This window comes from Caldanaerobius fijiensis DSM 17918, assembly GCF_900129075.1.
In the GTDB taxonomy this organism is placed as follows: Bacteria; Bacillota; Thermoanaerobacteria; order Thermoanaerobacterales; family Caldanaerobiaceae; genus Caldanaerobius; species Caldanaerobius fijiensis.
The window spans coordinates 1-18,164 of the sequence record NZ_FQVH01000006.1; the positions used below are offsets into that span (position 1 = coordinate 1).

16 protein-coding genes and 1 other annotated feature are annotated in these 18,164 nt (G+C 37.3%); of the genes, 1 reads left to right on the forward strand and 15 read right to left on the reverse strand.

Translation table 11 applies throughout. From position 1 onward, the window contains the following. Positions 1–384: 384 nt before the first annotated feature. The 7 genes from BUB87_RS04005 to BUB87_RS04035 form a co-directional block, all read right to left on the reverse strand. On the reverse strand, positions 385–1,452 hold the full coding sequence (locus tag BUB87_RS04005) for a hypothetical protein (RefSeq protein WP_073341978.1): 1,068 nt from the start codon (positions 1,450–1,452) through the stop codon (positions 385–387). Positions 1,453–1,464: 12 nt separating this feature from the next. Beyond that, positions 1,465–1,854, reverse strand: coding sequence for a hypothetical protein (locus BUB87_RS04010; RefSeq protein WP_073341979.1), 390 nt, complete (start codon positions 1,852–1,854; stop codon positions 1,465–1,467). Between the two features lie 78 nt (positions 1,855–1,932). Beyond that, positions 1,933–2,142 carry a hypothetical protein gene (locus tag BUB87_RS04015; RefSeq protein ID WP_073341981.1) on the reverse strand — a complete coding sequence of 70 codons (210 nt, stop codon included), beginning with the start codon at positions 2,140–2,142 and terminating at the stop codon, positions 1,933–1,935. Further along, the gene (locus tag BUB87_RS04020; RefSeq protein ID WP_073341982.1) at positions 2,118–3,134 is read right to left on the reverse strand and encodes an oligopeptide/dipeptide ABC transporter ATP-binding protein; all 1,017 of its coding nucleotides are present in this window, start codon (positions 3,132–3,134) and stop codon (positions 2,118–2,120) included. Before BUB87_RS04020 ends, BUB87_RS04015 begins: the two co-directional genes overlap by 25 nt. Next, positions 3,131–4,144 carry an ABC transporter ATP-binding protein gene (locus tag BUB87_RS04025; protein ID WP_073341983.1) on the reverse strand — a complete coding sequence of 338 codons (1,014 nt, stop codon included), beginning with the start codon at positions 4,142–4,144 and terminating at the stop codon, positions 3,131–3,133. The genes BUB87_RS04020 and BUB87_RS04025 overlap by 4 nt, the downstream gene beginning before the upstream one ends. A 12-nt stretch (positions 4,145–4,156) precedes the next feature. Next, a complete protein-coding gene (locus BUB87_RS04030) occupies positions 4,157–4,999 on the reverse strand; it encodes an ABC transporter permease (RefSeq protein WP_073341985.1) in 843 nt (280 codons plus the stop codon). A gap of 6 nt (positions 5,000–5,005) precedes the next feature. Further along, positions 5,006–6,004 (reverse strand): ABC transporter permease, encoded by a 999-nt coding sequence (locus tag BUB87_RS04035; RefSeq protein WP_073341986.1) that lies wholly within the window; start codon positions 6,002–6,004, stop codon positions 5,006–5,008. A 749-nt stretch (positions 6,005–6,753) separates the two neighbouring features. Between BUB87_RS04035 and BUB87_RS04040 the strand changes: the two genes are divergently transcribed. Continuing rightward, on the forward strand, positions 6,754–8,001 hold the full coding sequence (locus tag BUB87_RS04040; protein WP_073341988.1) for a D-alanyl-D-alanine carboxypeptidase family protein: 1,248 nt from the start codon (positions 6,754–6,756) through the stop codon (positions 7,999–8,001). A 15-nt stretch (positions 8,002–8,016) separates the two neighbouring features. Here the strand turns inward: BUB87_RS04040 and BUB87_RS04045 are convergent, their stop codons facing one another. From BUB87_RS04045 to BUB87_RS04080, 8 genes are all read right to left on the reverse strand, one after another. Next, positions 8,017–8,871 carry a helix-turn-helix domain-containing protein gene (locus BUB87_RS04045; RefSeq protein WP_073341989.1) on the reverse strand — a complete coding sequence of 285 codons (855 nt, stop codon included), beginning with the start codon at positions 8,869–8,871 and terminating at the stop codon, positions 8,017–8,019. 83 nt (positions 8,872–8,954) lie between these two features. Next, positions 8,955–9,614 carry a helix-turn-helix transcriptional regulator gene (locus tag BUB87_RS04050; RefSeq protein WP_073341991.1) on the reverse strand — a complete coding sequence of 220 codons (660 nt, stop codon included), beginning with the start codon at positions 9,612–9,614 and terminating at the stop codon, positions 8,955–8,957. Between the two features lies 1 nt (position 9,615). Then, positions 9,616–12,096 (reverse strand): leucine--tRNA ligase, encoded by a 2,481-nt coding sequence (gene leuS, locus BUB87_RS04055; RefSeq protein WP_073341992.1) that lies wholly within the window; start codon positions 12,094–12,096, stop codon positions 9,616–9,618. A 57-nt stretch (positions 12,097–12,153) separates the two neighbouring features. Beyond that, positions 12,154–12,360: a binding site (T-box leader), on the reverse strand. 8 nt (positions 12,361–12,368) lie between these two features. Further along, positions 12,369–12,725, reverse strand: coding sequence for a ribosome silencing factor (rsfS, locus tag BUB87_RS04060; RefSeq protein ID WP_073341993.1), 357 nt, complete (start codon positions 12,723–12,725; stop codon positions 12,369–12,371). An 11-nt stretch (positions 12,726–12,736) separates the two neighbouring features. Next, complete coding sequence (locus tag BUB87_RS04065; protein WP_073341995.1) at positions 12,737–13,975, reverse strand: LCP family protein; 1,239 nt, start codon at positions 13,973–13,975, stop codon at positions 12,737–12,739. A gap of 2 nt (positions 13,976–13,977) precedes the next feature. After that, complete coding sequence (yqeK, locus tag BUB87_RS04070; protein ID WP_234945949.1) at positions 13,978–14,559, reverse strand: bis(5'-nucleosyl)-tetraphosphatase (symmetrical) YqeK; 582 nt, start codon at positions 14,557–14,559, stop codon at positions 13,978–13,980. Positions 14,560–14,568: 9 nt separating this feature from the next. Next, a complete protein-coding gene (nadD, locus tag BUB87_RS04075; protein WP_234945952.1) occupies positions 14,569–15,159 on the reverse strand; it encodes a nicotinate-nucleotide adenylyltransferase in 591 nt (196 codons plus the stop codon). A 92-nt stretch (positions 15,160–15,251) separates the two neighbouring features. Continuing rightward, on the reverse strand, positions 15,252–18,164 hold the full coding sequence (locus tag BUB87_RS04080; protein ID WP_073341998.1) for an extracellular solute-binding protein: 2,913 nt from the start codon (positions 18,162–18,164) through the stop codon (positions 15,252–15,254).

Here is an 18,164-nt window from a genome sequence, read left to right on the forward strand (position 1 = left end):
AGACTGGTCTTTGCCTTGCTGAGCAAAGGCCAAATCTACCAACCGGGAGGTAATGGATAGATTTAGCAAATACATTTAACTGAATATCAGCTAAGTTTCCTTCCATTATTATCCAATATATGGTGGGTTTATTAAGTGTTGTCTTTTTTAGAGTTTTTGAGGCCTTTATTTTTCAAGGTTCCAAAAAATACCACTTGACATTACACCGCTTGTCTTTATAATATTTTTTTACTTAACGCCCACAATCTGTAGGGCCCTTTTATATCAAGTCTAATATGTTTTGCTGGTTATCTCTATGCAAGAGGTTATAATGCATCTGCATAACATCAAACTCGCCTGATTCTATACACCTCTCTTCTATGAGATATGCATAATTAAATATATTTAGACCACATCCATTTTATCACTCTTTGAAAACCATTGCAATTTAGTTTCTATCAATTTCATCAAATTATGGTAATTCAGTGCAAAGATTATACCAATTATGTATGAAATATTAACAATTATTTCTACATTCTTGGTGGCAAATGGCAAAATAATGACATTCACTAGTAAAATAGCCCAGAAAGCAACGTTATTTGATAGACGCGCCAATGTAAATTCATTTAAACGTGTTGCAATCAACATAAAAACATAAACACCTATAATAGAAATTATAAAAAATGTGAGCGAAGCCTGCGATAATTTAAAATACCGTACGTATTTTCTCATGAATAAAATATGTGTATACAAAAACATCAATGAATTTCTGCCAAAATAGTTTATAATAGGAACTTCTACATTTTTTAGCCCTCTTGTCACAATAAACAGCATCGAAAACAAAAAGAGCGATGCAAAAAAATACGATGCATCCATATTCCATTTATCAGACGAAAAAAATTTACCATTATATAATATTAGCAAAAGCAATAAGATAATCGTATTTATAATATTAGCTAGCAGCGAATGTTTGTACATATATACTCCATACAGAAAAAATCCCAACCATGGAAGAAGTGTAAAAACCCCTGGGGGCATAATAAACTCCCTCAAAAAGAAGTTGGACGTTACAGTATTCGTAAGCAAAAGATGAAGCAGTAAAGGAACCAAAAACATATAAGAATAATCTTTAAATCCCGCCTTTTCAAATACCGCTATGATCAAAACAGCTATGGCGACAATCTGTAAAATGTCGCTTACCAAATCTCTGGTAAAATAAAATGTATGCCATAGAGCATTGTAACTAAACCCCAATACAAAAAAAATAGCATAAAAGCAAAAAAGAACTTTCAAGTTCCTTTTTTTTATCTGATATAATGTTGTAATTCCTGTAATGGGGAAAAAAACCGCCGGAGCCATATTCGCTATAAAAAAACACAGTCCCCAGCTCGGCGGTATCTGTACAGGCGCATGAGCTAATATCATCATTAAGCAAGCAACGCCTTTTAAAAAGTCCAACGATCTATCCCTCAAATTGGCTCCCCCTCATCTCCTCTTTACGTATGAATCTAACCATTCCCAATGTCTCACATCGCTTACCTCTTTTCTGGCGGTAAGTTTTCCCCAGATATATGAAAAAGCAAGAGAACCTATTGCTCCTCCAAGTACATTAAAATCGCTGAATACCAATCCACCCGTTTTATTTAACAAGTAGTCCCCTACGTAACTTCCAATACACGCGATAATAAAATATACTACTATACCTCCATACCTAAATCTCATATCCCTAAACAACAATTTCTTTAGTACAAAGGATATAATTAATGATACCAACAATAACAGCGCTAAATACTCCGGGTGATTAAGAAAGCCTAAAAACTGCACAACAATATAGAGGTACGCGATCATTATCCATTTGACGACAAAATCAAACATATACAAGACCCCTTAAATGTTATTAAGAGAATAAATCCTCGAAGGATTTATTCTCTTTATATATCTCCTTATATCTCTTTACTCTCTACGCCTTTTTCCTTTTTCCTTTTTAGCCAGATAGCGTATATACATAATTGACGCCACTACTATAATTGCATTTAAAATCACCGAATACACTGTTACGACAAATTGACCCGTTCCCTTTTGTACAAACAAAAGTTGCACAAGACTTAATATCAATAAAAACACTGCAAACTTATATATCAATTTGCTTTCGGTAATTCCCATTTCGGCACCTTCTCATAATTATGACATGCTATAAACCCACTTCCTAATTTTACCATCTCTGGCTCTACCTCTTCGCACTTTTTATCAGCATAGGGGCATCTTGGATTAAACCTGCATCCCTTTGGCGGGTTAGCTACACTTGGCATCTCCAAGCTCTTAAGAGGCAATTTTCTCTTCATTTTAGCTATCTTAGGATTAGGCACAGGCACAGCTGTCAACAATGCCTGCAAATACGGATGTCTCGGATTTGACAGTATTTCCTGTACATTGCCCTGTTCTACAATCTTGCCCAGATACATAACCGCCATCCTGCCATTTTGGGCTATATACCTGGCTGTAGATAAATCATGGGTTATATATATAAACGCTATATTCATACTCTTATTCAAGGATGCCATCAAATTGAGCATAGCCAACCTTAGTGACACATCTATCATGGACACAGGCTCATCAGCCACTATGACCTTGGGGTTTAAAGATATAGCCCTGGCCATTGTGACCCTCTGTCTTTGACCTCCGCTCAATTGATGGGGATACTTCTCCAAAAACTGCTCTGGCGGCGTTAATTCCACTATCTTTAATAGCTCACATACCCTTTCATAAGCTTCTTTTGTGTTTTTAACCAATTTCTTTTGCAGTATAGGAGCTGAAAGAGATTGATATATAGTTCTTGCGGGATTTAACGCTGCAAAAGCATCTTGTTGCACCATTTGAACGCTATTTCTGTAATTATCAAATTCTTCCTTATTCATTTTGTATACATCTTTTCCCTCAAAAAACAACTGACCGTGAGTCGGTTTATACAACCCTGTCACTATTTTACCTAGCGTGGTCTTACCGCATCCACTCTCTCCTACCAACGCCAGGATTTCTCCAGGATATACTTCTAAACTTACGTCTACCACTGCACCTATATGAGATACCGGTCCAAATATGCCTGACCTCTTTTCAAAGATCATACTTACATTCTTTAATTCGATTATTGGATTCATGCTAACAGCCCCTCCTTCTTGTATCTCTCATTGTTATATGAATGACATTTTACTATATGATCTTCTCCCAGCACTGTAGTAGTAGGTTTAACTTCTTTGCACACCGGTTTAGCAAAGGGGCACCTTGGATGGAAGGGGCATCCGCTTGGCAGATTCAAAAGGTTTGGAGGAGATCCTTTTATTGGTGTCCTCTTGCCCAGGTCATCTATCAAAGACGGAGCTGCGTGTATCAAACCTATGGTATACGGATGTTTAGGATCCTCAAATACTTCATATATATCTCCCACTTCAACTACTTCTCCTGCATACATAACTCCTATCCTATCTGCCACCTTGGCTACAACTGCTATATCGTGTGTCTGAAGTAGCATCGTGATTCCTCTCTCTTTGTGTATCTTGGTCAAGATATCAAATATATAGTCCTGTGTTATAACATCTAATGCTGTAGTAGGCTCATCCAGTATAAGAAACTTTGGGTCCAGCAACAAGCTAAAAGCTATCATAACCCTCTGCTTCATGCCACCACTAAGCTCATGTGGATAAGACTTCAGTATCCTTTCTGGCTCCAATCTAACGTAGTCCAGGAGGTCTGACGCCTTTTTGAGTATCTCCTCACGGCTCATATCCACATGTTCCTGCACAGTTTCTATTATCTGTTCATCTATCCTCACAACTGGATTTAACGCATTCTGAGCTGCCTGGAATACCATTGCAACTTCTTTCCACCTGAAGCGCTGCAACTCTGCATTATTAAATTTTAAGATGTCTTTTTTAACATTATCTTTGGCGTCGTAACCATTATATATTATACTGCCACTGGTAATTTTACCCGGCGACGTTACAACTCTAAGTATTGCTGACGCCATGGTAGATTTGCCGCTTCCGCTCTCTCCCACAAGCCCTGTTATCTTACCTTCTGGTATATCAAAATCTACATGATTTGCTGCCGTTATAGTTCCATTTCTCAACGGAAATTGTATTGTTAAATCCCTTATTTCTATTATATTCATCGCTTTCACTCCTTATCCCCTTAACCTCGGATTAAGTGCTTCGTCCAATCCATTGGCAAAGAAAATAGCCCCTGTCTGGAAAAGTCCCAAACAAACTATCGGCGATAAGAGGTAAATATATCCTCTTGGATTGAATATTCCACCAGTCTGCTGTATTGCCAGCTGTAGCATCATACCCCAGTTAGTTGGCGAATACGGTACCAATCCTAACAACATCAATCCTACGCTGGCTACTATAGCTCCCTTCATTATCATAATAAAGTTCATAGCCAGGTATGATGTGATATTGGGCATAAGCTCCCTGAATATGATGTGGGACGTCTTTAACCCCATGACCCTACATATTACTATGAAATCCCTTTCTTTCAAAGATATAATCTGGGACCTTATGGCTCTTGCCAATCCACCCCAGCTCCACGCTGCCAGTATAAGGGAAAAAGTTATGGGGTCTTTTATCTTTACCAATGCCGACATCATCAGCATTGCAGGAAAGCTCGGTATTGTAAGGAAAAGGTTCGTTATCAACATCAATATCATATCCACTTTTCCGCCTAACAATCCTGATAAAGTGCCTATCAGTATTCCTATTATCAAGGTAAATAGCGCTGCAAAAAAGCCTATTACCAGAACGTCTCTTGAACCATATACGAGCTGCACAAAGGTATCTCTTCCGGCGTAATCTGTGCCCAACCAGTGTTTTGCCGAAGGTGGTTGATACCTCTCGTCATAACGCACGGTCATATCCAGTTTAAACAACATAGGCCCTATTATAGCCATCAAAAGGAAAAACACCAATATTAGAAGCCCTACAAACGATCTTTTATTTCTGTATATTACCCTGAAAAAATCCGCCATATACCATCACTCCTCTATTTTGACCCTTGGGTCAAGTTTTGCGTAAAGCAGATCAGCTATCAAGTTCGCAAATATCATAACGATACTCATGAAAAGGAACATTCCTTGCATGACGGTATAATCCCTCTGTCCTATCGCCTGACCCAAATAATAACCCATACCCGGATATGAGAATGAGTTTTCTATAAGAGCTGAACCACCTAACATTCCGCCAAAACTTATAGCAAGACCTGTTATCTGTGGCAATATAGCATTTTTTCTAACATAGTTTTTCATTATCTTTCTATCTGATATACCTCTTGCTCTGGCCGCCGTTACATAATCTTCACCTAGAACGCTCACCGCGGCACCTTTCATTCCCAACGTCCATCCTCCTATATTTGTGAGTACGTACGTTAGAATTGGAAGGGCCGCGTGATAGAGAACATTTAAAATAAACGTCAAATTAAACCCGGGTGTAACATACGGATCGTATGCACCGTTTATAGGAAACCACTGTAATCCGTAAGCAAATATGACCAATAACAATATAGCAAATATAAAGTCAGGTATAGCCGTAGAGAGAATCGCATAAACAGCTATCACAGGTTCAAGCCACGAACTCCTTTTCCATGCCATATTTACACCAAGCAACATACCTATAGTAAAACTTATAAGCAATGCTATAGTCAAGACAAACGTTGTCCACGGCAATGCACTAGCAATAATATCGTTAACTGTCCTGTTTTGATATATCATAGATACACCAAGATTGCCATGCAACAACCCCTTCGCATACCTTACAAACTGAGACGGGATAGGTTCCTTAGGATTGTAATTGATCATCAAAGCAATTCTTCTATATGCTTCTTCCAATGTCACCTGATATTGTATAGCATATTGCCTTGCCCAGTTGTCTATAGCACTACCAGGTGTAAGCCTCAACAATACAAATGTCAATATTACCGCTAATACAAGCGTAATAATTGCATTCCCCACCCTTTTAGCCAAAACTCTAAGGCTCATCTCTTCAACCACCTCTCGTATATAATCAATAGTACAACATTATATTATATAATGTAGAACCACAGCATTCATATTAAACATGCATATAATAAAATCCGTAAACCTTTGCTAGTAAAAGGTTCTCCCTCTTGTTACAGAGGCGACTTTGGCCAACCAGCAATTTTCCTCTCGACCTTCTTGTTTATTATATTCAGGGTCACTATCCTTCTCTAAGAGATTATTTTTTAAAAGTGTTTTAAAAAAATAAATTTTTAATTTTAGGTAAAACTATAAATGTAATTGATTTATAAAAACATTTAATATGGAAAACGGTAAGATCTTAAATTAAAGCATCTCCTCCTTCCTCCTTTACCTAAGAAAGCCTTTTGCTCTCTCTTCCACCTCCTCTTTTAAGAATCAAACGTTTTAGCAAAATATCCAACAAAACTTTTGTGATGATTACATTATACTATTAATGAGAATTGATAACAATAGTCAAATTTCACGAAAATCCGCCATTTTAGATGATTTTAATAGAAAAATATTCACTTTTCTCTCTCTTTCTAACTTATGTTTACGTTTTCTCGCGTTTTTAAGTTTTAAAGTTTTAATATGCAAATTTTTATAAACTCAATTCATATCTATATATTGTGAAGATTGTATACCAAAATTTAATAGAATTTTTTATATTTATAGCGTCCAAAATTTTTGTTTTCTTATTTTTTGAGGTTTGGTATAATTAAAATATCAATGTTTTAGGAGGATGAAAATTGAAAAAAAGCGCAATTATTATAATAATGCTTTTTTTACTCAATTTAAATATACGCTTTACATATGCAAATCCTGCTAAAATCGCACCCCCACAAATCAACGCTAAAAACGCCGTAGTAATGGATTATGAAACAGGCCAAATACTTTATGATAAAAATGGTCATATAAAAGTATATCCAGCCAGTACAACCAAAGTGCTAACTGCAATATTAGCTCTGGAAAAAGGAAATTTAGACGACACTGTTACAGCCAGTAAAAATGCAGCAAATGTGGAAGGTAGCAAAATATATTTAAGTGAGGGCGAGCAGCTTAAATTAAGACAACTGTTATACGCTATGATGGTAGAATCAGCCAACGACGCTGCTGTAGCCATAGCAGAATATATTGGTGGAAGCGTCGAAAATTTCGCAAATATGATGAACGAAAAAGCCCAACAAATAGGAGCTAAAGATAGCCATTTTGTTACTCCAAATGGCCTTCATGATCCTGATCATTATACGACAGCATATGATATGGCATTAATCGCTAGATATGCCATGAAAAATCAGTTTTTCAGGGAGCTAGTAAATACTATTACGTATGTAATTCCTCCTACAAATAAATTTAAAGAAAAAAGAGTTTTGTTAAATACTAACATGTTAATAAGGCCAACTAAGTATCACTATGACGGCGCTGATGGCATCAAAACTGGTTATACGTCTGAAGCAAATAAGTGCCTTCTTGCAACAGCTATGCGAAACGACAGGCGAGTAATAGTTGCTATTTACGACGATGATTCCTCTATTATATGGAAAGATGCCACTGATCTACTAAATTATGGCTTGGACAATTTTATAACAAAAACTTACATTCATAAAGGCGACTATGTAAAAAAAATACCTATAGATGGCACTACGGCATATGTTGATTTAAAAGCCGCTCAGGATTTTATATATACCGTCCCTACAGATAAAGCTGATTCTATAAAAGCACACATAAAAATAAAAAACATAAAAGTACCTATAAATAAAGGTCAAAGACTAGGTTATATAAGCTATGAACTCGATGGAAAAGAAATAGGAAAAGTCAATTTGATCGCAGATAGAGCAATAAAAGCAAATATTTTAAGTAATTTATACAGTAGTAGCAGCAAAAATGCTATAGATAATGATTTATTAAGACAACTTGAAAAATGGATATACTGGGGTATACTGGCACCAGGAGCCTTTATATTGGGTTTCTGGATCAAAAAGAGAAAAACTAAATAACAGGCATTTTGCCTGTTATTTAGTAAATACATACCAATATATCCCTGGCACATTTGCTTTTTCTACAGCCTGCCCGTCGATGTAAATAGCTACATCAGAGGCTTTGCCCAGCTTTATTTTTACCGTCGATGAAGATTTTATATCTAATTCTTTTGATTGACCTGTAGTCAATATGCCGCTATATACACTAGATCCATCCACCGAAATATCCATCCAGCATCTCGTACCTACAATATCTATTTTGAGTTTATACGAATCGTTATCTGTAATCACCTGATACATGGCTGTATCGGCTGTCTTGCTCATCTGTTTTATTTCTGTTTTTGCGGTTGGAGCGTTTAAATCACCTAAATTAACTGATTGATTGCTTTTATCTGTGGTAGGTTTATCCTTGGGCTTCTTATCTACGCTTCCTATATCTATTTCAGCACTTATATTATTATCAACAATACTATTGTTATGTCCGTCGATTTTCACTCCCAAAAAATTTCCCAATGAATAAAATCCATATATAAATAAACCGATTATAATTACAATAGCTATATATCTACCTATCTTTTTCGTGGAACGTCTTATATCAGTATTAACCTTACTTTTTTCTTTAATCATAGCAGAAACATTATATTCTCTGGTCTTGTTAAGCTTTAAGTCCTGCAAAAGCACTTCACCATTTAATCCCAACATTTCCGCATAACTTCTAATAAATCCTCTAATATATACAGGGTCAGGTAACTTATCTTCTTCACCATCTTCTATAGCCTTTATATAATAAGATTTAATTTTCGTGAATTCCTGGACATCTGATATACTAATATTCTTTTCCAGTCGCTTGGTTTTTAGTATTTCTCCTATTTCTCTCAATTCACTCAAGGGATCACCTCCATTTACCTACACCTAAATTATATTATAAAATTACAAACAGCGTCAACAAAAAAAGCCCAGAATGCGGGCTTTCAAAAACTTTCGCTGCTGGCACGAACTTCATCTAAATAATTATATATGGTATACCTTGATACACATAAAACTTTGGCTACATAATCAATTGCACCTTTTATCAAGAAAATACCTTTAGAATCCAGAAGTTTAACGATATATACTTTTTCATCTTTTGTCATAAAATTCACTGGCTTCCCAAAATTTTTTAATGTATTATCTACGATATTAGCGAGCACATCATTGACATTGCTATCGGTTGTTTCTGCCATATATTCTATCTGATTTTTACTTTCTGTCTGACAAAAATCTTTTATTATACTATCAAACATCACAAATTCTGATATATCGTAATTAATGCATAGAGTTCCAATGACTTTATCTCTTTCATCTCTTATAAAAATATAAGATGATTTTAGTATCTTGCCATCACTACTTTTGCTGCTAATATTTATCCTATCTTTTCCCAAAGTTCCTTCACTTATAGACCTCAAAACAACATCAGGCATAGGATCGCCAACATCTTTCCCCGTGACGTGGCCATTAAAAATGGCCACAATAGAACGCTGGGGATTTGATATATCATATATGGATACCTCGCAATTTTTGCCAAAAGTCTTAGCGATTCCTTCTGCAAGAGGTATTAAGTTTTTTAAAAGGGGGTGGATATTTTCAGCCATATTACACCTCCTTGACTACAATATTAACTAATTTGTCCTTTACGTATATAACCTTTACTATGCTTTTGCCGTCAATAAATGCCTTTACCTTTTCTGTATTCTGAGCCATTTTCTTTATGACCTCATCGCTCTCATCTCTTGGAACTATGATTTTATCTCTTACCTTACCATTTACCTGTACTACCAATTCCACCTCATTTCTTATCAATGCATTTTCATCATACCTGGGCCATTTCATAAGGTGTACACTCTCATTATGGCCCATCCTATGCCACAATTCTTCAGTTATATGTGGAGCAAATGGCGCAAGCATTATGACGAGGCTATCCAATGCCTCGCTTACGACATCAGGGTTTTTGTATTCATCGCTCAAATCAGCATATTGATAAAGAGCATTTACCATTTCCATAATAGCGCTGACAGCGGTGTTAAAGTTAAACCTGGTACTTATGTCCTCTGTAACCTTTTTTATAGTATAATTGGTAGAATACCTAAGTTCTTTATCCGCAGGACTTAAATTAGTGAACACACGAGGTCCCGTGTGGTATAAAGGTAACAATTCACCTACTACCCGCCAAACCCTGTTTAAAAACCTATAGCATCCTTCAACGCCTTGATCACTCCACTCTAGATCCCTTTCCGGTGGTGCTGCAAACAGTATAAACAATCTTGCCGTATCAGCTCCATATTTATCTACAATCTCTTCTGGGCTTACTACATTGCCTTTTGACTTTGACATCTTAGAGCCATCTTTTAAAACCATTCCTTGCGTTAAAAGATTTACAAATGGTTCATCCACCGGCGAATACCCTAAATCATACAAAACCTTTGTAAAAAATCTAGAATACAAAAGGTGCAATATAGCATGTTCTACACCACCCACGTATTGATCCACAGGCATCCAATGCGCTGCCTTTTCTTTGGCAAAAGGCTTTTCACTGTTGTGAGGATCCGTATACCTGAAAAAATACCATGAAGAACATATGAAAGTATCCATTGTATCTGTTTCCCTTTTAGCCGGCCCACCGCAAACGGGACACGTCGTATTCACAAAAGATGAACATTCAGCTAGAGGCGATTCTCCCTGCCCTGTAAATTCTACATCAGTAGGTAACATAACAGGTAATTGATCCTCTGGCACAGGTACAGTTCCACATTTTTCACAATAAATAATAGGTATAGGCGCTCCCCAATATCTCTGCCGGGATATTAACCAATCCCTCAATCGATAATTTACTTTGCGCTTACCCAACCCTTTTTCTTCAACAAACCTTATAATTTCTTTTATCATATCCTGACTTTTTAGTCCATTAAATTCCCCAGAATTTACCATGATACCAGGTTCCACATAAGCCTTATCCATTTTTTCAGGATCTAATGTCTCCCCTTCAGGAGTTATAACTACCTTTATCGGTAAACCATACTTTTTAGCAAATTGAAAATCTCTTTCATCATGAGCCGGTACACCCATAACCGCACCCGTACCATAATCTAATAATACATAATTAGCAATCCATATAGGTACCTTTTCACCATTTACTGGATTGATAGCATGTGCCCCAATATATATACCTTCTTTTTCTGTTTCAGTGGATGTGCGCTCGATCTCGCTCATCCTGTGTACTTTTTCAATAAATTCCTTTACAATCGCCTCATAAGGTGTTCCTTTTGTCAAAGTCTCAACCAGATGATGTTCTGGCGCCAGTACAATATATGTTACGCCGTATATGGTATCCGGTCTAGTAGTAAATATCGGAATAACATCGTCGGTACCATCAACCTTAAATAAAAGTTCAGCACCTTCACTTTTGCCTATCCAATTTTTCTGCATAATTTTTACTTTTTCAGGCCAGCCCTCTAACCTTTCAATATCGTTTAAAAGCCTCTCAGCGTACTTGGTAATTCTAAAAAACCATTGTTCGAGATTTTTTTTGCTGACTTCTGCACCACAGCGTTCACATCTGCCATCCACTACCTGTTCGTTGGCTAATACCGTCTTACATGAAGGGCACCAATTGGCATAAGCCTTTTTGCGATACGCTAGCCCGTTTTTATAAAACTGCAAAAACATCCACTCGGTCCACTTATAATAGTCTGGATGACACGTAGCTACTTCTCTATCCCAATCATAGCTAATGCCCAACTGCCTTAACTGCCTTCTCATGTTATTGATATTATCCCATGTCCACTTACTTGGATGTATGCCATGTTTAATCGCAGCATTTTCGGCTGGAAGGCCAAATGCATCCCATCCCATGGGATGCAACACATTGTATCCATTCATGCGCTTAAATCGAGCTATAACATCACCTATAGAATAATTTCTTACATGTCCCATATGTAGGTTTCCAGAAGGATATGGAAACATTTCTAGCATGTAAAACTCTGGCTTTTTATCATCCTCTGCTGTCTTATTTAGCTGATATTCATCCCAATACCTTTGCCATTTAGCTTCAATTTCTTTAAAATTATAGCTATCCATACAATGCCTCCTTCACACATGATATTTATCTCGTTAATAAAAAACCTCTCACCCCAGTTTAGGGACGAGAGGTCTCGCGGTACCACCCTAATTGGCTATAAGCCCTCTTTTAGCTTATAAGCCCTCTCTTTTACCTTATATCCGATATAAAATCGGATAATGCCCATTTTCATGAGGCGAGTTCACAGGATATCTGCACTGGTTTGCACCGACCACCAGCTCTCTCAAGCCCTTACCTGCTACTACTCCTCTGAGCATATATTTCAACTTTTTTAAGTGTTATTATAATTTACTTGTAGCAAATTGTCAACACCTATTTTTTCGGCATCAGCCCAAATACGCTCCAAATCGTAAAAATTTCTTTCCTCTTTTGTGAATATATGAACAATAACAGAACCGTAATCCATCAAAATCCATTTTCCAAAATCATAACCCTCTTTGTGCAATAATTCCAGACCACTCTCACGCATTTTCTCCTCAAGCTCGTCTGCAATAGCTTTAGTATGAGTAACAGATGTGCCACTACATATAACGAAATAATCAGCAATCGTTGATATTCTATCGATTTTAAGCACACATATATCTATAGATTTTTTGTCATCTAACACTTTTACAATCTGTTTTAACATAAATACCTCCCTTAATTGCTATTATAATCACTGCCAACTATAATTGTTACATCAGGCTTATTGCTTGTAGGATTTTCATCTATAACAACAGAATTTTTAATATAAGCCTTTATGCTTTCAGCAACTGCTTTATTTTGTGTTCTATTGATAATCTGCGTTGTTCTATAGTTCATATTTTCAGCATTGGCAATGTTAATAACATCATAACCATATTTTTCTAGTAATCTAGCTACAGACGTCGCTGCACCATTTATTCCTCCTCCATTTAATACCTCTACCTTAATATTTGAAGGATTTACGTCAGTGCTACTGCTACTAGAAGCTACATCGCTGTCATCCTGTAATTTATTTAAATTAGCCATCATCTCTTCAGTTTTAACTTCATCATAAATATAATAAGATATCCCATCAATGTATTTAGGTTCACCTGGAAGCGTCTCCATTTTTATATCATTCTTATTTACCTTAAATAAGTCATCTACATAGCTCAAAATCGTCATTGCAGGCATATTTGTCTTCACGTAGTGTGTTAAGACATCATATATAGACCCAACTTTAAAAATAGATGAGGGACTAACGATCTTGTCAAACAAAGTTTTCAAAAACTTTTGCTGTGTCTTTATCCTTCCCAAATCAGCATCTGCATATCCATACCTGAAACGAACCAGACCCAGAGCTTGATCTCCATTAAGATGCTGCATTCCTTTCTTCAAATGAATATGCAGATTCTGAGCAGGATCATCATAATTCATATCAACCGGTACATCAAAATCAATTCCACCCAAATCATCAATAAGCTTTTTAAACCCCTGAAAATCTATAAGAACATAATAATCTATAGGCACTCCTAAAACTTTAGATACTTCCTGAACCGATCCATCAGGACCGTAATATGCATATGCCGCATTTATCTTCTGATACCCATATTTATCCAATAATATTCTGGTATCCCTTGGAATCGAAATAAGCGTCGCCCTTCTCGTTAAAGGATCGTAAGATACAAAAATCAAGGTATCTGATCTGCCCGTATCACCTTTAGATGCATGGTCAACACCTAATATCAATATATTTAACTTTTTATCTCTTTTTGGAGACGATTTTGTCCGAGTCAATTTACTGTCGTTGTTATCGTTAAATGCCGATGTATTGTTTATGTCGGAGATATTATGCAAATATACATAACTTCCTGTACCAATAACAAGTACTGATAAAAGCAGCAACATAATAAAATATTTTAATAATTTTCTCATGCCTATCCCCGCCTTTCTCTTATTTTACACAGCAACTTATTTCTGGCGTCAATCGTATTGGTATGTATAAGTCCTTTCTTCTTGATAACATAAATAATAGTACTATCCATAGCCATTATAACCGCTTTATCTAGATCCTGCTTTGCTTCCTGTCTTATTTCATTTACGCCATCAAAATTTCTGCCAGGTTCTATATAATCCGATAAATATATTATTTTTTCTAGCAAATTCATATCAACTCTTCCTGTGGTATGATACCTTACAGCGTTTAATATATCCTCATCCTGGACATCAAACAGATCTTTAGCGAGCGCAGCTCCTAATGGTGCATGTACCAATTCCAATTGATTCAAATATATGTCGTCCAGTGCTAACCCATACTTCTTAATAAGAGCATGAATCTGGTCAGCATCGAGATCCTTTGCACAGTCATGTATCAATCCAGCAATAGATGCCTTATATACATCTGCTCCATACAAAGATGCCAGTTCTACAGCTGTAGCTTGCACTCCCAACGAATGCCTATATCTTTTGGGTGTTAACATATGCTCTAATCGTTGAGATATCTCTTGTTCTGATAACACGCTTTCACCTCAATTGTCTTTATATAATCCATTTTTATAAATATACCTTTCCACCGGTTCAGGCAACAAATATTTTATAGATCTACCCTCAGATACCCTTCGCCTTATATCAGTGGAAGATATGGCCAATGACGGCACTTCCAGTTTATATATAATCTTATTATGTTTTTCTTTTATAAAATCCAGCTCTTTCTCCAATTCACTTATATCAAATCCCGGTCGCGTTGCTGCTACGAATTCACATATCTTAAGCAATTCCTCTGAATCCTTCCATTTTAGTATCTCCAGCACAGCATCAGCACCCGTTATAAAATAAAATGTGGAATCAGGCAGCATCTCTTTAAATTCTCGCATGGTATCGATGGTATAGGTATAGCCTTTTTTTGTCAATTCGATAGTTGATACCTCAAACTTCGGATTTGATATAGTAGCAAGTATCGTCATCATATACCTGTGTTGACCTGCCGTCACCTTACGAGCCTTCTTGTGCGGCGGATTGCCGGCAGGAACAAATATAACCTTATCTAAATTAAACTCATCTCTAACAGCTTCAGCAGTAACCAAATGACCATAGTGAATCGGGTCAAAGGTTCCTCCCATTATCCCAATCTTACTCACTGTTCTCCCCTTTACACCTTTTCTATTTTATTTGTATATTATATCACAAAAAGAGGTACCAAAAAAGGTACCTCTCAAGGCTTTACACTAAATTCCTCCTGTTTCGCTTTCATTTCTTTGTTTATCTGTTTAACAGCATCCTCCAGTGCATCCCTGATCTTCATACCGCCCAGCACCACGTTATTCCAGGCAAACCCTACATATCGCCCTGTAAAGTAACCTCCCAAAACCACCGGCTGAACTTTAAATTGTTTCCATTGTTCTAATATTACATTTAAATCTTCCTGTTTCCACGGCATGCTCTTAAAAGCTGCTACATTCGCACTGTTCCATCTGGCGCCAACGCCTACAATTGCTTCAACATTTTCTCCAAATCTTGACTGTACATCTTCACTCATCCACCACTTCAAAAATTCCCACGCTTCCCGTTTATTTTTAGACTGCTGGAGTATTATGTTGGTGGTACCAAAACTACCTGTCCTCCTGTTTATGGTTGCATCAGGCATCCTGTGCCCCGGAAATGGCGCAATTCCCCATCGGCCTGTAAGCTCCGGTGCTGCAACAGTAAACATCACGTATTCGTTGTAACCTCCAACTCCCAACGGCATCTCACCGGTTCTGAACCTGTTAAAGAAATTGGCAGCCATAGGTATCTTAAAGTTGGTATATAGCTCTGTCCATTCTTTAAACGCCATATAAGCTTCAGATGTATCAAGAGCCGATCTCATGTAATCTTCAGTGTAGTAATCACCACCATACTGGAATAAAAACGGATCCAGTACAGGTGGATAATAGAATTCCATCCCATGCTGCTGCAAAATGGGCAACTCTGAGTATATGTCATCCCACGTTTGAGGTATTCCCAGCTTTAATTCACTTAATATATCTTTTCTATAAAACAATACGTTAAAATCCTGAGTACATGGAATGGCATAAATTCCACCCCTGTATTCAAAGGGAATAAAGGCGCCGTTTACAAACCACTTGGCTACATCCTTAAAATCCGGAAATTTGCTCAAATCTGCCGTCGCACCCCTGATGGCAAACTCCACCGGTGACTGTGAATCAACACCTATGGCCACATCAGGAGCCTTGCCTGAATTTATAGCAAGGAGTATGACGTTTACGGCGCCGGCATTTAACTGGCCTGCTGGGAATGTATTTATCTGGACCTTTATCCCGGTCTTAGGAGTAAATTCGTTATCAGCCATATCTCTCAATATCTCTGCCCATTCACGTCCCATGGCGACCCATACCTTTATAGTTTTTTTGCCCGTTGTAGTACTGCTTCCGACGCTATTATAATCTTTGTAAAATGACTTCAAAAAATTGTACCATGTAGCCCCAACCTTCTGCAAAAAGTTAGATCTGCCCGTCGGAATACTTTTATCCGGCGATGACACTATAAAATAGTCAATCACCAATGGTTCATTTTGCAGATCCAGCATCCACTGACCAAAACTGGTCTGGGCATTATTTAAATCATTTAGCCTTCGGGATATGAGGTCAGGATTCCTTATCATCTCATCAATGCTCTTCTTAATTGACTTAAAACTATAGTATACACTGGGCCTCTGGCCAGATATATTTGTTATATATTTCATCTGCGCCTCTATATCCTTAGACATATCCTTGAATTCATCCATAAGGCCCGGTACCTTTTTATCCAGCTCATACTCAAAATTAGGATCAGGCCTGGCTCCTGTAACCATTATGATCTCTCTTATCATTTTTGAAAGCCTCAAAGCCAGATCCGACATGGCATTCACCACTTCACTCATGGGACCCACTTTATCTGTCAACCTTAAAGTATGTTCACCCTTGGTAAGGTAAAACAAATACGGTTTCCCATTTTTATCCGACAATGTTTCCATGCGCCAATCCCTCTGGTATTTAAAAGGATACTCCTCCAGCTCCTTAAATGGCACTTTGCCATCAATGGCAACCTGCCTATAAGATGGTAAACCATCTCCCCACCATTGGCCTACCTTGAAAGATATTTTGTAGAGACCATCTTGTGGTACATTAAATTTCCATTCCGCCCATTGATTGCCACGGCGCCAGTTCCAATCGCCAAATACGTTCAATATAAAATCACCATTAGCTGCCGGTTCCACAGAAGGATCACTGTTGCTCTCAGCTCTTATGGTCGGATCAGATTTTAAAACCGGAAACTCCGCCTGGAACTTTACCTCTGCATCCTTCACCTCTTTATATCCCATAGCTTTATATTGATTTAAAACTTCATCATATGAAGGAATATTCTCGGGTGACTTTACCTCAATGCTATCTATGGCAACGGGTTCACTCACATATTCAAGCCTTATGGTGTGTTTACCTTTAGAAAAATACAACCTGAATGGCTCGGGATAAAATCCTTTAGAGTCGCTAAAACCTTCGTAATTCCACATGGTTTTTTCTTCCTGTAATGGCCTTATATCATCGCCGTTGCTATCCCTCACAGGTTTTCCTTTATCAACCCAAAGCCTTTCAAAAGAAACATTTAATGCCTCTTGAAAAGGTACAACACCATCGACGATCAATTTTCTCACAATAGGGCTTCTCTTGCCTTTTAATGGATAATAGCGCATGTATAATTGATACAAACCATCTTCAGGCACATCAAAAGTCCATTCAAACCACTTAACAGAATCGTCCCATACAAGAGCTGGTTTTGCATTACCGCCTATGTCGTTTTTTATAGGTAGCGATCCTCCATTAGAAGATTTAGCCTCATCGGGTCTTAAAACTATATCTATACCATCGGTATCCTTATAACTGCCCTTTTGATAACCTTTTAACACCTGCTCATAAAATGGAAGATTAGCCACTTTGACATCGTAGTCAACCTTTGGCATATCATTGTTTTTCAGATTCTTTTCTCTAAGTGGAACACCAGTATCAGATGTATCAGCCTTAACGGCTTGTGTAAATACCGAATTAAAAGCAAAAGCAATTATAAGTATGATCAAACCTATCTTTCTCAC

Coding starts and splice junctions, on each gene's coding strand:
- BUB87_RS04010 (WP_073341979.1), bottom strand. CDS start 1,854: ATGTTTGATTTTGTCGTCAAATGGATAATGATCGCGTACCTCTATATT.
- BUB87_RS04015 (WP_073341981.1), bottom strand. CDS start 2,142: ATGGGAATTACCGAAAGCAAATTGATATATAAGTTTGCAGTGTTTTTA.
- BUB87_RS04020 (WP_073341982.1), bottom strand. CDS start 3,134: ATGAATCCAATAATCGAATTAAAGAATGTAAGTATGATCTTTGAAAAG.
- BUB87_RS04025 (WP_073341983.1), bottom strand. CDS start 4,144: ATGAATATAATAGAAATAAGGGATTTAACAATACAATTTCCGTTGAGA.
- BUB87_RS04030 (WP_073341985.1), bottom strand. CDS start 4,999: ATGGCGGATTTTTTCAGGGTAATATACAGAAATAAAAGATCGTTTGTA.
- BUB87_RS04035 (WP_073341986.1), bottom strand. CDS start 6,004: ATGAGCCTTAGAGTTTTGGCTAAAAGGGTGGGGAATGCAATTATTACG.
- BUB87_RS04050 (WP_073341991.1), bottom strand. CDS start 9,614: ATGGCTGAAAATATCCACCCCCTTTTAAAAAACTTAATACCTCTTGCA.
- leuS (WP_073341992.1), bottom strand. CDS start 12,096: ATGGATAGCTATAATTTTAAAGAAATTGAAGCTAAATGGCAAAGGTAT.
- rsfS (WP_073341993.1), bottom strand. CDS start 12,725: ATGTTAAAACAGATTGTAAAAGTGTTAGATGACAAAAAATCTATAGAT.
- BUB87_RS04065 (WP_073341995.1), bottom strand. CDS start 13,975: ATGAGAAAATTATTAAAATATTTTATTATGTTGCTGCTTTTATCAGTA.
- nadD (WP_234945952.1), bottom strand. CDS start 15,159: ATGGGAGGAACCTTTGACCCGATTCACTATGGTCATTTGGTTACTGCT.